The following is a 12,858-nucleotide window of genomic DNA, read 5'->3' as shown; positions in this document are numbered from 1 at the left end:
CTCCTCATGAGTGCGTTAAATAAAAAAAGTTTTCTCACTTATCTGAAAGAAGGCGGTATTTACGTTGTTCTTTTAGTCTTGCTGGCGATAATTATTTTCCAGGACCCAACGTTCTTAAGTCTGCTAAACTTAAGTAATATTCTGACCCAGTCTTCCGTACGTATTATCATCGCACTGGGCGTGGCAGGGCTCATCGTTACCCAGGGGACAGACCTTTCGGCAGGGCGCCAGGTGGGTCTGGCGGCGGTTATTGCGGCAACCCTGTTGCAGTCGATGGAAAACGCCAACAAGGTGTTCCCGGAGATGGCGACCATGCCGATTTTCGTGGTGATCCTGATCGTATGCGCCATCGGCGCGGTAATTGGGCTGATTAACGGCATCATCATTGCTTACCTGAACGTGACGCCATTCATCACCACGCTTGGCACGATGATCATCGTTTATGGTATCAACTCCCTGTACTACGATTTCGTCGGCGCGTCTCCAATCTCTGGCTTCGAAAGCGGCTTCTCGACCTTCACTCAGGGGTTTGTTGCGCTGGGCAGCTTCCGTCTCTCCTATATCACCTTCTATGCGCTGATTGCGGTGGCGTTCGTCTGGATCCTGTGGAACAAAACCCGCTTCGGTAAAAACATCTTTGCTATCGGGGGTAACCCGGAAGCGGCGAAAGTCTCCGGCGTCAACGTGGCTCTGAACCTGCTGATGATTTATGCCCTGTCCGGTGTGTTCTACGCCTTCGGCGGGATGCTGGAAGCAGGCCGTATCGGCTCTGCCACCAACAACCTCGGCTTTATGTACGAACTGGATGCGATTGCGGCCTGCGTGGTCGGCGGCGTCTCCTTCAGCGGCGGCGTGGGTACCGTGCTGGGCGTGGTGACCGGTGTGATCATCTTCACCGTGATCAACTACGGCCTGACCTACATCGGCGTGAACCCGTACTGGCAGTACATCATCAAGGGCGCGATCATTATCTTCGCGGTTGCCCTGGATTCACTGAAGTACGCGCGTAAGAAATAAGTTCTTCAGAATGGAAAGGCCCGCTCACGTAGCGGGCCTTTTTTTGCCCGGTGGCGCGACGCTTACCGGGCCTACAAAATCGCGATCGTAGGTCGGGTAAGGCGAAGCCGCCACCCGACATCAGTTATTACTTCTTCTGCATTTCCAGCAGCTGCTCCGGCGTCACCGCCGGATAACCTTGCGCATTTTCAGGCACTTCGTGCATCGTTGGGATCGGCACCAGCGGGCCTAAAAAGCGCGGTTCACGCTTGAACAGGTACAGGTCAGCCAGCGCGCCAAAACGGGCGCCAAACTCGCGTACGCGCACGCTCAACATATCCTTTGGCGACGGCACGGCGTAGCATTGGGCCTGGATCCCCATATGCAGGGCGATAAACAGCGCCCGCTCGCAGTGGAAACGCTGGGTGATGATGATGAAATCGTTGGTGTCGAACACCTTGCGGGTACGCACGATGGAATCAAGCGTGCGGAATCCGGCGTAGTCGAGCACGATATCGGCCGGGTCGACGCCTGCGGCAATCAGGTCTTTGCGCATCGTCACCGGCTCGTTATAGCTTTGCAGCGCGTTATCGCCGCTCAGCAGCAGATAGTTCACCTTGCCGCTGTTATAGGCGTTCAGCGCGCCCTGAATACGATACCGGTAATACTGATTGATGACGCCGGTGCGGTAATACTTGGCGGTGCCAAGCACCACGCCAACCTGGCGGTAGGGGAGGTCCTGTAGGTCGTCAAAAATGTAGGGAGCTGTTTTCCAGCTCATCCAGCGGTCGAGACCCAGCACGATCAACAGCAGTATGCCGACCAGGACAGACAGGCTGTAAAACACGCGCTTTAACATGCAGATGGCTCGTACCGATGATGAAATTTCCCTCAGGCTACTGTACCCGCCTGGTTAGCGCAAGAAACAGCGATTCAACTGAGGGGTTTTTCGTCAGACTGGCGGGCAAATCTGCCCGCCGAACAGATTATGCCAGCAGCACGCGGTCGATGGTTGAACAGCCCAGCGCTTTCAGCGTGGCTGCGGTCGCGTCCCACTGGATCAGCGGTGCATCGGCCTTTTCAGCAAGGATCGCGCGCTGAATATCCGGGTAGTCATACCCGTTCAGGCTGAGCAGGTTCAGGGCGCCCTGGAGCGGAGGCAGCGTCGGGTTAAACGCGGCGTTCTCTGCATAGCTGCCGGTGAAGATGCGGCCGTCGCGGCACTGAAGGGCGACCCCGCTTGGTGATTTGCTGTATGGCGTGTGGCTTTTATTGGCGGCGGCAATGGCCGCTTCGCTGAGCGCATCCCCTGAGAGCGCGTAACCGTGGTCCTGCTCGTCCATCAGCAGGGTTTTGATCTCAAGATCTTTAGGGCCAAAAGCATCCGGCAGGTAATCACCCAGCGTATGCGGCGCGCGTCCCGGCAGGTTGATACGCAGTTCAAGACCGCTGTTCAGCTCATTCATAAACTGGCGGCAGTGGCCGCAAGGGGTATAGTTGACGGTGATGGCGCGCAGGGCCTTTTCGCCGCGCAGCCAGGCGTGACTGATGGCACTCTGCTCCGCATGAACGGTTTGCTGCATGGTCGCACCGAGAAACTCCATGTTCCCGCCGAAGTACCAGGTCCCGCTCACGCCGCGCGCAATTGCGCCTACGTTAAAATGGGAAAGGTCAGCGCGGGCGCAAGCAGCCGCCAGCGGCAGCAGGGCGAAAGCCAGCGCGTCTTCGTCCAGCCCCGTTGCCTGTTTAAGCGTCGTGACCTGATCTGCCGTCAGCAGGGCGGGGAAATGCGCATCCGCCAGAACCGGAGCCAGGGCTGATTGCAAATTCTCTGCAAGCTGAGAGAAAGCAGCTTGAAAACGTGGATGCATGACGTTGCCTCATCAAGGTTAATGGATCGGTAGTGTACGGAGCCGTACGGCCTTTATATGTGATCCAAATCTCATTATGTATGCAACTTATGAAATGAAAATGAAATTTGCGCGACGCATCGCAAATTTTAGCCCATTACTGCCAGAATAATCGGGAAGATAAACGGCGCGACCAGGGAGGTTATAATCCCGCAGATCACCAGCGCCAGCGAGCTGAATGCCCCTTCCTGATAATCCAGCTCCGCGCAGCGTGCGGTGCCCAGCGCGTGCGAGGCGGTACCCATCGCCAGACCGCGCGCCGCTTTGGTACGAATTTTCATGATATTCAGCAGCGTATGACCAAACACCGCGCCCAGGATACCGACGAAAATCACGCACACGGCGCTGATGGCCGGAATGCCGCCGATACTGCCGCCCACGGCCATGGCAATCGGCGTAGTAACGGATTTAGGCAGAATAGAGGCGGCGATCTGCGGCGATGCGCCCATCAATAAGGCCACCGAGGTACCGGTGATCATCGCAACAAGGCTACCCACAAAGCAGATGGTTATGATGGATTTCCAGCGCGCGCGGATCTGATGCAGTTGCTCATATAAAGGAAACGCCAGCGCCACCACGGCAGGCTGCAACAAATCGTTGAGGATCTTGCTCCCGGCGAAGTAACGTTCATAAGAAATGCCGGTGAGCAGCAGAAAAGGAATAATCACCACCATGGCGACCAGCAGCGGGTTGAGCAACGGCATTTTGAAACGAACCGCAAGCTTACGCGCAGCAAAGAACACCACCAGGGTTAACGGCAGGGACCACCAGATATTCGCCATCATTTTTTTGTTTTCTCCCCGATGACCTTACGTTCGCCATGCACAATGTGTGAGCTCCAGCTGACGACCAGGAAAACTACCAGCGTACTGATGGCGCAGGAGACCACTATCGGGCCGAACTGCGCCTTAAGCACATCGTAATACTGCATAACCCCAACGCCGATAGGCACAAAAAGCAGGGCCATATAGCGAATGAGAACGAAGCACCCCGGGTTGACCCATTTCGCGGGCAGCACCTGTAATGCCAGCAGCACAAACAGGATCAACATGCCGATAATGCTGCCGGGGATGGTAATAGGCAGCAGCGACGCGATAAAAATGCCGGCGTACAGGCAGGCATAAATCAGGACGAAGGCGCGAAGGTATTGCCAGATAGTATTCAGTGATTTGCTCATGGTGAAAGTCCTTGCTGAGACGTATTCATCATACAATTAAACCTGAAAATGTGCCACGGATCACATCATGAATTTTGGGCATACCAGACATTCCAGAATGGAACGCCGGGCTTTCAACATACATGGAGAGCAGCTACTATAGCGCGTCTTTTTTCACAGGTACTCAGAATGCGTGTTTTACTGGCCCCGATGGAAGGCGTGCTCGACTCTCTCGTGCGCGAGCTGCTTACCGAGGTGAACGATTACGATCTCTGCGTGACGGAGTTTTTGCGCGTGGTCGATATGTTGCTGCCAGAAAAATCATTTTATCGTCTCTGTCCGGAACTGCATCGTCAGAGCCGCACCCCCTCCGGTACGCTGGTGCGCGTCCAGCTGCTCGGCCAGTATCCTGAGTGGCTGGCGGAAAACGCCGCCCGCGCGGTAGCGCTTGGCTCGTACGGTGTCGATCTTAACTGCGGCTGTCCGTCAAAGCTGGTCAACGGCAGCGGCGGCGGGGCGACGTTACTCAAAGATCCGGAATTGATTTATCGCGGCGCAAAGGCCATGCGTGAGGCGGTGCCATCGCATCTGCCGGTGACGGTCAAAGTGCGTCTGGGATGGGACAGCGGCGACAGGCAGTTTGAAATTGCCGACGCGGTGCAGCAGGCGGGCGCCACCGAGCTGGTGGTGCACGGGCGAACCAAAGAGGATGGTTATAAAGCCGAGCGCATTAACTGGCAGGCGATTGGCGAGATCCGCAAACGGCTTACTATTCCGGTGATTGCTAACGGCGAAATCTGGGATTATGAGAGCGCGCAGGCCTGCCTCAAAGAGACCGGCTGTAATGCCGTGATGATTGGCCGCGGTGCGCTGAACGTGCCGAACCTCAGCCGGGTGGTGAAATACAATGAGCCGCGGATGCCGTGGGCGGACGTGGTGAAACTCCTGCAAAAATACACGCGGCTGGAAAAGCAGGGCGATACCGGGTTGTATCATGTCGCGCGCATTAAGCAGTGGCTGAGTTATTTACGGAAAGAGTACGACGACGCGCTGGGATTATTTCAGGAGATCCGTACGCTACAGACGTCGGCGGATATTGCCCGTGTGATCCAGTCGAAGCAATGAGTGAAGTGTGAATACGTTTGCCCGGCGCGGAGCCGGGAAAACGTATCAGAAAATCATTTTGAATACGCCGGTTACCACCAGCAGCCCTATCAGAAATATAATCAAAATAGCCCACAATAATATTTTCATTCGCCTCTCCTGCGTATGTCTGTCGTCAGTAAGTGTAGCAGTCAATTCATAATTGGTATGAATAGGTGAAAATAAATCATTCGCTTGGGGAATAAATTTCCGGATATGAAAATGTATAACAATATGCGGATTGCCACGCGTTACTAAAAAACGGAACGTCAGTAAGCGTAAGTTGCGCCTTTATTTTTTTTGAGTTTATGGCGTAATGAAACGTTCTCTTACTTTATCTCTGAGTGCTCCCCTTATTTTTATGCTGTCCGCCTGCGCGCCAGAACATGCCACGGTGTCTCCAGTGAAAACGCAAGCCGCCGCCGCTGCTGTAAATACCCAACTAAGTCATGCCGACTGGCCAAAAAACGAATGGTGGAAAGATTTTAATGACACTCAGCTTAACGCGCTGATTGCTAAAGCGCTGGCGGATGCACCGGATATGCAAATTGCCCGGCAGCGCATCGCCCTGGCAGAAGCACAGGCGAAAGCCGCTGTCGCTGCTGATGGTCCACAAATGGATTTTTCCGCAGATGTGGAACGGCAAAAGATGTCGGCAGAGGGGCTGATGGGGCCATTCGCCCTGACTGACCCGGCGGCGGGGACAACCGGACCCTGGTACACCAACGGCACCTTTGGTCTGACGGCCGGATGGGATCTGGATTTATGGGGTAAAAACCGCGCCCAAATTGAGGCCCGCATCGGTAAGGTGAATGCGCAAAAAGCGGAGCTGGAGCAGACCCGACAGCTGCTCGCCAGCAGCGTCGCGCGGCTGTACTGGGACTGGCAGACCGAGGCCGCGGTAGGTGACGTGCTCGCGCAGATCAAACGGGAGCAGGAAAATATCATCGGTGCCGATCGTGAGCTTTACCAGCACGGCATTACCTCCTCGGTGGAAGGCGTTGAAACAGATATCAATGCCAGCAAAACCGATGAACAGCTCGCTGACGTGCACGGCAAAATGAAGGCCATTGAGGCGCGTCTGAATGCATTGACCAATACCCCTTCAGTCACGCTCGCCCGGCATGCCTTACCTGACGCAGAGGCGTCGCTGCCGTCAACGCTCGGTTATGAGCTGCTGGCTCGCCGCCCGGATTTGCAGGAGGCGCACTGGTATATCGAAGCGTCCATGAGCGAAGTGGATGCCGCCAGAGCCGCGTTCTACCCTGACATCAATTTGATGGCGTTCTTGCAGCAGGATGCGTTGCACCTTAGCGACCTGTTCCGCTCATCTGCTCAGCAAATGGGCGTAACCGCGGGGCTGACGCTGCCAATTTTTGACAGTGGTCGGTTGAATGCGAACCTGGATATCGCCCAGGCGCAAAACAACCTCTCCGTGGCGAACTACAACAAGGCCGTAGTGGACGCCGTAAACCAGGTTGCCCGGACGGCCAGCGAAGTGGAAACCCTGACCGCCAAAAATCAGCACCAGCAGCAGATCGAAAAAGATGCGGCGCGCGTCGTTGCGCTGGCACAGGCGCGCTTCAGCGCGGGGATCATTGCCGGCTCGCGGGTGAGTGAAGCAAAAATTCCGGCGCTCAAAGAGCGTATTGCCGGGTTGATGCTGAAAGGTCAGTACGTGGATGCCACGCTCCAGCTCACCTCCGCGCTGGGTGGCGGATATCATCACAGCTAAAATCGCGCATTATCTATACTTACCTCTTTGCAGATTTTCAGGAGGTGAGTATGACGCGAGTCGCAATTGTTACCGCATCGGATTCAGGAATTGGCAAAACGACGGCCCTGATGCTGGCCGAACGCGGGTTTGATATCGGGGTGACCTGGCATTCAGATGAGGAAGGGGCGCTGGCAACCTGCCGTGAAATTGAAGCGCGCGGGCAGCGTGCCGAGGCCATCCAGCTCGACTTAAGCAATTTGCCGGAAGGCGCAAAGGCCATTGAAACCCTGATTACGCGTTTCGGGCGGCTGGATGTGCTGGTTAACAATGCCGGGGCGATGAACAAAGCGCCATTTCTGGACCTGTCGTTTGACGACTGGCGGCACATATTCACCGTTGACGTGGACGGCGCATTTCTCTGCTCGCAAATCGCGGCGCGTCAGATGGTGAAGCAGGGAGAAGGGGGGCGGATCGTGAACATCACCTCGGTGCATGAACATACGCCATTGCCGGACGCCAGCGCCTATACGGCGGCCAAACATGCGCTGGGCGGGTTAACAAAATCGATGGCGCTGGAGCTGGTTAAACATAAGATTCTGGTGAACGCCGTTGCGCCTGGTGCGATCGCCACGCCGATGAATGATATGGACGACAGCGAAGTGAAAGAAGGTTCAATGCCGGAAATCCCGCTGGCACGGCCAGGGCATACCAAAGAAATAGCCAGCCTGGTGGCGTGGCTGTGTGACAGCGACGCCAGCTACACCACCGGGCAGTCGTTTATCGTCGACGGCGGTTTTATGCTGGCGAATCCGCAGTTTAAGCCAGCAGAATAAACATTCCCCTCACCCCAGCCCTCTCACCAAAGGGGAGAGGGTGTATAGAGTTCCCTCTCCCCTTTGGTGAGAGGGGTAGGGTGAGGGGCAGCAGGCCGCACTCACTCTTCATCCCGCCGCTTTTCACGATGCTTGAGCCACAGCCGTACCCCAATCACCACCGCAACAACCAGGATCAACCAGGCCCAGTGTTTAAGATGCTGATCGAGATTATGCAGCCACGGGCCTATCACTTCGCCACCCACGTAGCCAAGCGTGGTAAAAATCAGCGCCCAGGCAATCGCCCCGATAATGTTCAGCGGCAGGAAAATTTTCGGCGGTAAGCGGCTCGCGCCAATCAGTATTGGCCCAATGATGCGAAAGCCATACATAAAGCGGGTGCCAATCACAAACATATAGGGATGCCGCTGGATAAGCCGCTGAGCACGACGAATTTTCTTTTGATGCTTAGCAAAACGTTGTAAAAGCGTCGGACCAAAGCGCAGACCCAGAAAGTAGAGCAGCTGGTCGCCAATCATACCGCCTAGTGCGACGGCGGCGACCACCAGCGGGAATTTCAGCAATCCCTGATGTGCGGCCACTCCGCCCAGCAGCGTGATGGTTTCACCCTCTGCCACGCTGCCGATGACCAGCGCGGCGTATCCATATTGTTCAATAAGACCGTTGATATCCATTAAGTAAATGTCGTCTCCCTTACTGTGCCTGCGTTAATCATATACCCCATCCATCAACCACGCGGCAATCAACGGAAATTTCCCACTGTACATAAAATAATCTAAAGCCTGCATTATACTTTAGCTATCGCTGACGGGCCGACAACAAGGGGGCGTTATGAACCATGTCTGGGGACTTTTCTCCCATCCCGATCGTGAAATGCAGGTCATCCGTAACGAGAACGAAACGGTCGCGCATCACTACACCCACCACGTCCTGCTGATGGCAGCGGTGCCGGTGGTCTGCGCGTTTATTGGTACTACGCAAATAGGCTGGAACTTTGGTGACGGCACCGTGGTTCAGCTTTCCTGGTTTACCGGACTGTACCTGGCCATTCTGTTTTATGGCCTGATGCTGGCCGGGGTGGCGGTAATGGGGCGGGTCATCCACTGGATGGCGCGCAACTATCCGCAACGCCCGTCGCTGGCACACTGTATGGTCTTCGCCGGATACGTCGCGACCCCGCTGTTCTTAAGCGGTATTGTTGCGCTCTATCCACTGGTCTGGCTGTGCGCGCTGATCGGTACGGTTGCCCTCTTTTACACCGGTTATCTGCTGTATGTAGGAGTGCCAACCTTCCTCAACATCAATAAAGAAGAGGGCCTGAGCTTCTCCAGCTCTACGCTTGCCATCGGCGTGCTGGTCCTTGAGGCGCTACTGGCCCTGACAGTTATTCTTTGGGGTTATGGATACCGTCTCTTTTAAGTCCCCTGCATTGCTGGCGTAAATGCCAGCAATGCAGCATCTGGTTATGATTCTCCGCTGGCGACAACGCACGGTGACCGCTATGATGCCGAAGCCAGCCTGTGTTTATCCGTCGACACAGGCGGTGTACGTCATAACGTGCGTGAATCATTATCAGAAGTCTCATCATGCTGAAATTTCGAGTGTCACTCCTTAGTCTTGCGCTACTGTTGGGCGTCTCCGCTACCGCGCCAGCCATCGCCAAAACGCCCGCAGTTGCCACCGCTGCTGCGCAACCCCAGATTGCGTCCGGCAGCGCGATGATCGTTGACCTGAATACCAACAAGGTGATCTACGCCAGTCACCCGGATCTGGTGCGCCCGATCGCTTCCATAACCAAAGTCATGACCGCGATGGTGGTGCTTGATGCACGACTGCCGCTGGACGAAAAGCTAAAAGTGGATATCAGCCACACGCCAGAGATGAAAGGGATCTACTCTCGCGTGCGTCTGAACAGTGAAATCAGCCGTAAAAATATGCTGCTGTTGGCGCTGATGTCCTCAGAGAACCGCGCGGCGGCGAGCCTTGCCCACCATTATCCTGGCGGTTACGACGCGTTTATCCGCGCGATGAATGCCAAAGCCAAAGCGCTGGGGATGAAAAATACCCATTTCGTGGAGCCAACCGGTCTGTCGATCCATAACGTCTCGACGGCGCGTGATTTAACCAAGCTGCTGATCGCCAGTAAGCAATACCCGCTGATTGGTCAGCTCAGCACCACGCGTGAGGAGATGGCGACATTCTCGAACCCGGCGTATACGCTGCCGTTCCGCAACACTAACCATCTGGTGTATCGCGATAACTGGAATATTCAGTTAACCAAGACCGGATTTACCAATGCGGCAGGGCACTGCCTGGTGATGCGCACCGTGTTTAACGGTAAACCAGTGGCGCTGGTGGTGATGGATGCCTTCGGCAAATATACCCACTTTGCGGATGCCAGCCGCCTGCGCACCTGGATTGAAACCGGGAAAGTGCAGCCGGTGCCAGCTTCAGCGCTGGCGTATAAAAAGCAGAAAGCGGAACAGATGGCGACGGCGCAGAACGACTGAGTCGCCTGTCTGTGCCGGGTGGCGGCTTCGCCTTACCCGGCCTACGGCCCTAAAGCGGCCGGCCCGGTAAGCGGAGCGCCACCGGGCGAAAGCGCCTACTCCGGCAGCGTCCAGTCACCATCGTTGAGTGGACGCTGCATGATCAACGTATCCCGCCAGTCGCCCTTCTTATACCCTACGCTGCGCAGTTGACCGACAACCTCGAAGCCATGTTTTTTATGCAGCCGTAACGATCCCGCATTATTGTTTCCGTCACCGACCACAGCAATCATCTGCCGCCAGGGACCTTGCTCACACCGTGCAATCAGGGCATCCATCAGCGCCGAGCCAAACCCGCGCCCGGTGGTGCTGGCATCCACATAGATGGACTCCTCAAGGGTGTACCGGTAGGCCTGACGTGGACGATAAAACGTGGCGTAGCAGTAGCCGACGACAATGCCGCGATACAGCGCAACCAGCCACGGTAAACCGCTGTCGGTCACACTCTTCATCCGCTGACGCATCTCATCGACGGTGGGGGGAACTTCCTCGAACGACGCACGGCCATGAAGCACATGCCAGGCGTATATCGCCGAGATGGCATGTGCATCGTCAGGAAGGGCGTCGCGCACCTCGATTTCAGTTTCGGGTAAAATCTCTACAGCCGACATGTTCTGCCCGCTCCTTGTTTGGAAAGCCAGAGAAACGTTTCTCTGGCAACAGGCAGATACTCTAGTACGATTGAGGAGAGCTTAACAATCTCTTAAATTTGGCTATAGGCGTTCATCAGAGGCTTGCGTATTTTGCTTCTCTGTTTCGGCACTCTCTTTCCAGTATTTCTTCCGCGTTGTCTTACCAATGCCGGGGTTCATACTGTTTGTAGGGTCATTTTTGCGATAAAACTGTTTAAGCGTCTCCGGCGCTTTGTACAAATGCCCCACGTTATGCTCGGCAGGATATTGCGCGCCACGCTCGTGCAGCAACGCCAGCATCTGCTCTTTCAACGCATGCGCATCCACCCCTTTTTTGACGATGTAATCCTGGTGGAAGACATAGCACATGAAGTGGCCGTAATAGAGCTTGTGCACCAGCTTGCTGTCAATCTCCGGCGGCAGATGTTCAAACCACTCGGTATCGTTGCGACGCAGGGCAATATCCAGCGCCAGAATATCCTCTACCTCTTCGGAATGCACAGCCTGATAACGGATAGCCGCACCCGCCGCGGCGAAGCGGTGCAGGAAGGCTTTGCTGCCTTCTTCCGGCGTGCAGGCGAAGAAATCCCCGTCGGCAGTTTTGAAGAACTCGGTGAGCCAGCTCTGCGCTTCGGCAATTCCGTCCCCGGCCATTTTCAGCAGCAGGTGGTGCTCATACTTATCGCGCCAGGTCTTCATCCGCTCCGGTAAATGCGCCGGGAAGGCGTTGCCCAGTTTCTGCATAAAGCGGTCGGTGAAGTGCGGTTTGAACAGCGATACTTTCTCCAGCATCGCGTCGGTGCGACCCTTCATGGTGAAGAAGAACGGCATTTTGTCGGTGCCGAGCTTGTCGATCATCAGGAAGGTATCTTTGCCGTAGCGCTCAGCGATGTCATAAATGTCCCGGTGCATATACTCGCCCGCCACCGGCAGGTGAGTGAACTCGGCCAGAATATGACGGCGGATCTCCGTCAGCACCTCCGGCTGATTGGTGCCAATGTAAAACACCTGCTGCTTTTTCTCTGCCGGGAAGGTATCGAGGCGCACCGCAAAAACGGCCAGCTTGCCCGCGCAGCCGGAGGATTCAAACAGGCGATCCGGATCGGCGTTATAGCGCGCTGGCGTATCGGCATTGATATCGCGCACGCGGGTGATGTAATCGTGGTCATGCGCGTGACGGCCATCGTGCTGAACGTCTTCGTCCTTCACGCGGTCATCGTCAAGTTTGCTGAGGATCTGCTCTGGCGTTACACCCAGATCGATCCCCAAATGGTTAACCAGCGTCAGCTTGCCGTTTTCATCGATACGGGCAAACAGCGACATCTCCGTGTAGGCCGGGCCGCGCTGCACCAGCGAGCCGCCGGAGTTATTGCAGATCCCGCCGATCACCGAGGCACCAATGCACGAAGAGCCGATCACCGAGTGCGGTTCGCGACCCAGCGGCTTAAGCGCCTTTTCCAGCGAGTAGAGCGTGGTGCCGGGGAAGGCGAGTACCTGTTCACCCTTGTCCAGCAGGTGCAGTTTGTCGAGGCGCAGGGTGCTGATAATCACGATGTCACGATCGTAATCGTTGCCGTTCGGCGTGGAGCCTTCAGTCAGGCCGGTGTTAGCAGCCTGCATTAAAATAATCTTGTCTGCCGCAACGCAGGCGCTGAGCACGCGCCACAGTTCGAGCAACGTACCGGGGAAGACCACCGCCAGCGCGTCGCCCTGGCCGGAGCGAAAGCCCTTACGGTAGCGGGCGGTTTTGGCCGGGTCGGTAAGCAGGTGAGAGTGACCAACCAGGCGCGACAGTTCGTTAATAAAAGTAGTGTTATCGTTAGTTCGAACAGAAGACATCTTCCACTCCTTGTGGTGGGGCAAATTTCTCGCTGTAAAGCATAGCGCGATTAGCCGTTGAGCGGTCGGGTATTCATGAGAAA

Annotated in this window: 14 protein-coding genes; 6 read left to right on the top strand and 8 right to left on the bottom strand. The window is 55.8% G+C overall.

Going from position 1 to position 12,858, the window contains the following annotated elements:
- The first annotated feature begins 6 nt into the window (after positions 1 to 6).
- Positions 7 to 1,017, top strand: coding sequence for a galactose/methyl galactoside ABC transporter permease MglC (mglC, locus tag L3069_RS14960; protein WP_022648694.1), 1,011 nt, complete (start codon positions 7 to 9; stop codon positions 1,015 to 1,017).
- 127 nt (positions 1,018 to 1,144) lie between these two features.
- Here the strand turns inward: mglC and sanA are convergent, their stop codons facing one another.
- From sanA to L3069_RS14940, 4 genes are all read right to left on the bottom strand, one after another.
- On the bottom strand, positions 1,145 to 1,855 hold the full coding sequence (gene sanA, locus L3069_RS14955) for an outer membrane permeability protein SanA (protein WP_022648693.1): 711 nt from the start codon (positions 1,853 to 1,855) through the stop codon (positions 1,145 to 1,147).
- Between the two features lie 127 nt (positions 1,856 to 1,982).
- Positions 1,983 to 2,867: a cytidine deaminase gene (cdd, locus tag L3069_RS14950; RefSeq protein WP_022648692.1), complete on the bottom strand. Its 885-nt coding sequence runs from the start codon at positions 2,865 to 2,867 to the stop codon at positions 1,983 to 1,985.
- A gap of 128 nt (positions 2,868 to 2,995) precedes the next feature.
- Positions 2,996 to 3,691, bottom strand: coding sequence for a CidB/LrgB family autolysis modulator (locus L3069_RS14945; RefSeq protein ID WP_038416419.1), 696 nt, complete (start codon positions 3,689 to 3,691; stop codon positions 2,996 to 2,998).
- Entirely contained in the window at positions 3,688 to 4,083 is a 396-nt protein-coding gene (locus tag L3069_RS14940; RefSeq protein WP_022648690.1) for a CidA/LrgA family protein, read from the bottom strand. Before L3069_RS14940 ends, L3069_RS14945 begins: the two co-directional genes overlap by 4 nt.
- A gap of 168 nt (positions 4,084 to 4,251) precedes the next feature.
- On the opposite strand from L3069_RS14940, the gene dusC reads away from it, so the two are divergent.
- A complete protein-coding gene (gene dusC, locus L3069_RS14935) occupies positions 4,252 to 5,187 on the top strand; it encodes a tRNA dihydrouridine(16) synthase DusC (protein ID WP_038416418.1) in 936 nt (311 codons plus the stop codon).
- A 45-nt stretch (positions 5,188 to 5,232) separates the two neighbouring features.
- Here the strand turns inward: dusC and yohP are convergent, their stop codons facing one another.
- A complete protein-coding gene (gene yohP, locus L3069_RS14930) occupies positions 5,233 to 5,316 on the bottom strand; it encodes a small membrane protein YohP (protein ID WP_000698460.1) in 84 nt (27 codons plus the stop codon).
- Positions 5,317 to 5,521: 205 nt separating this feature from the next.
- On the opposite strand from yohP, the gene mdtQ reads away from it, so the two are divergent.
- Positions 5,522 to 6,940, top strand: a complete 1,419-nt coding sequence (gene mdtQ / locus L3069_RS14925) for a multidrug resistance outer membrane protein MdtQ (RefSeq protein ID WP_063135937.1) — start codon at positions 5,522 to 5,524, stop codon at positions 6,938 to 6,940.
- A gap of 50 nt (positions 6,941 to 6,990) precedes the next feature.
- Positions 6,991 to 7,755 (top strand): SDR family oxidoreductase, encoded by a 765-nt coding sequence (locus L3069_RS14920; RefSeq protein ID WP_022648687.1) that lies wholly within the window; start codon positions 6,991 to 6,993, stop codon positions 7,753 to 7,755.
- A gap of 101 nt (positions 7,756 to 7,856) precedes the next feature.
- Here L3069_RS14920 and L3069_RS14915 read toward each other — a convergent pair whose 3' ends face one another.
- On the bottom strand, positions 7,857 to 8,429 hold the full coding sequence (locus L3069_RS14915) for a DedA family protein (protein WP_022648686.1): 573 nt from the start codon (positions 8,427 to 8,429) through the stop codon (positions 7,857 to 7,859).
- Between the two features lie 157 nt (positions 8,430 to 8,586).
- On the opposite strand from L3069_RS14915, the gene L3069_RS14910 reads away from it, so the two are divergent.
- Together L3069_RS14910 and pbpG are read left to right on the top strand one after the other, a co-directional pair.
- Entirely contained in the window at positions 8,587 to 9,174 is a 588-nt protein-coding gene (locus L3069_RS14910; protein ID WP_003859296.1) for a Yip1 family protein, read from the top strand.
- Positions 9,175 to 9,341: 167 nt separating this feature from the next.
- Positions 9,342 to 10,265 carry a D-alanyl-D-alanine endopeptidase gene (pbpG, locus tag L3069_RS14905; protein WP_006811291.1) on the top strand — a complete coding sequence of 308 codons (924 nt, stop codon included), beginning with the start codon at positions 9,342 to 9,344 and terminating at the stop codon, positions 10,263 to 10,265.
- Positions 10,266 to 10,360: 95 nt separating this feature from the next.
- On the opposite strand, the gene L3069_RS14900 is transcribed toward pbpG, so the two are convergent.
- Both L3069_RS14900 and dld read right to left on the bottom strand, forming a co-directional pair.
- Complete coding sequence (locus tag L3069_RS14900) at positions 10,361 to 10,915, bottom strand: GNAT family N-acetyltransferase (protein ID WP_022648685.1); 555 nt, start codon at positions 10,913 to 10,915, stop codon at positions 10,361 to 10,363.
- 102 nt (positions 10,916 to 11,017) lie between these two features.
- A complete protein-coding gene (gene dld, locus L3069_RS14895; RefSeq protein ID WP_038416416.1) occupies positions 11,018 to 12,775 on the bottom strand; it encodes a D-lactate dehydrogenase in 1,758 nt (585 codons plus the stop codon).
- Positions 12,776 to 12,858: the final 83 nt, after the last annotated feature.

It is taken from the genome of Enterobacter cloacae complex sp. ECL411 (assembly GCF_021869665.1).
GTDB lineage: Bacteria > Pseudomonadota > Gammaproteobacteria > Enterobacterales > Enterobacteriaceae > Enterobacter > Enterobacter intestinihominis.
Note: the sequence above shows the minus strand (reverse complement) of the source record. Positions and strands in the feature narration are given on the sequence as shown.

Coding starts and splice junctions, on each gene's coding strand:
- mglC (WP_022648694.1), top strand. CDS start 7: ATGAGTGCGTTAAATAAAAAAAGTTTTCTCACTTATCTGAAAGAAGGC.
- sanA (WP_022648693.1), bottom strand. CDS start 1,855: ATGTTAAAGCGCGTGTTTTACAGCCTGTCTGTCCTGGTCGGCATACTG.
- cdd (WP_022648692.1), bottom strand. CDS start 2,867: ATGCATCCACGTTTTCAAGCTGCTTTCTCTCAGCTTGCAGAGAATTTG.
- L3069_RS14945 (WP_038416419.1), bottom strand. CDS start 3,691: ATGATGGCGAATATCTGGTGGTCCCTGCCGTTAACCCTGGTGGTGTTC.
- L3069_RS14940 (WP_022648690.1), bottom strand. CDS start 4,083: ATGAGCAAATCACTGAATACTATCTGGCAATACCTTCGCGCCTTCGTC.
- dusC (WP_038416418.1), top strand. CDS start 4,252: ATGCGTGTTTTACTGGCCCCGATGGAAGGCGTGCTCGACTCTCTCGTG.
- yohP (WP_000698460.1), bottom strand. CDS start 5,316: ATGAAAATATTATTGTGGGCTATTTTGATTATATTTCTGATAGGGCTG.
- mdtQ (WP_063135937.1), top strand. CDS start 5,522: ATGAAACGTTCTCTTACTTTATCTCTGAGTGCTCCCCTTATTTTTATG.
- L3069_RS14920 (WP_022648687.1), top strand. CDS start 6,991: ATGACGCGAGTCGCAATTGTTACCGCATCGGATTCAGGAATTGGCAAA.
- L3069_RS14915 (WP_022648686.1), bottom strand. CDS start 8,429: ATGGATATCAACGGTCTTATTGAACAATATGGATACGCCGCGCTGGTC.
- L3069_RS14910 (WP_003859296.1), top strand. CDS start 8,587: ATGAACCATGTCTGGGGACTTTTCTCCCATCCCGATCGTGAAATGCAG.
- pbpG (WP_006811291.1), top strand. CDS start 9,342: ATGCTGAAATTTCGAGTGTCACTCCTTAGTCTTGCGCTACTGTTGGGC.
- L3069_RS14900 (WP_022648685.1), bottom strand. CDS start 10,915: ATGTCGGCTGTAGAGATTTTACCCGAAACTGAAATCGAGGTGCGCGAC.
- dld (WP_038416416.1), bottom strand. CDS start 12,775: ATGTCTTCTGTTCGAACTAACGATAACACTACTTTTATTAACGAACTG.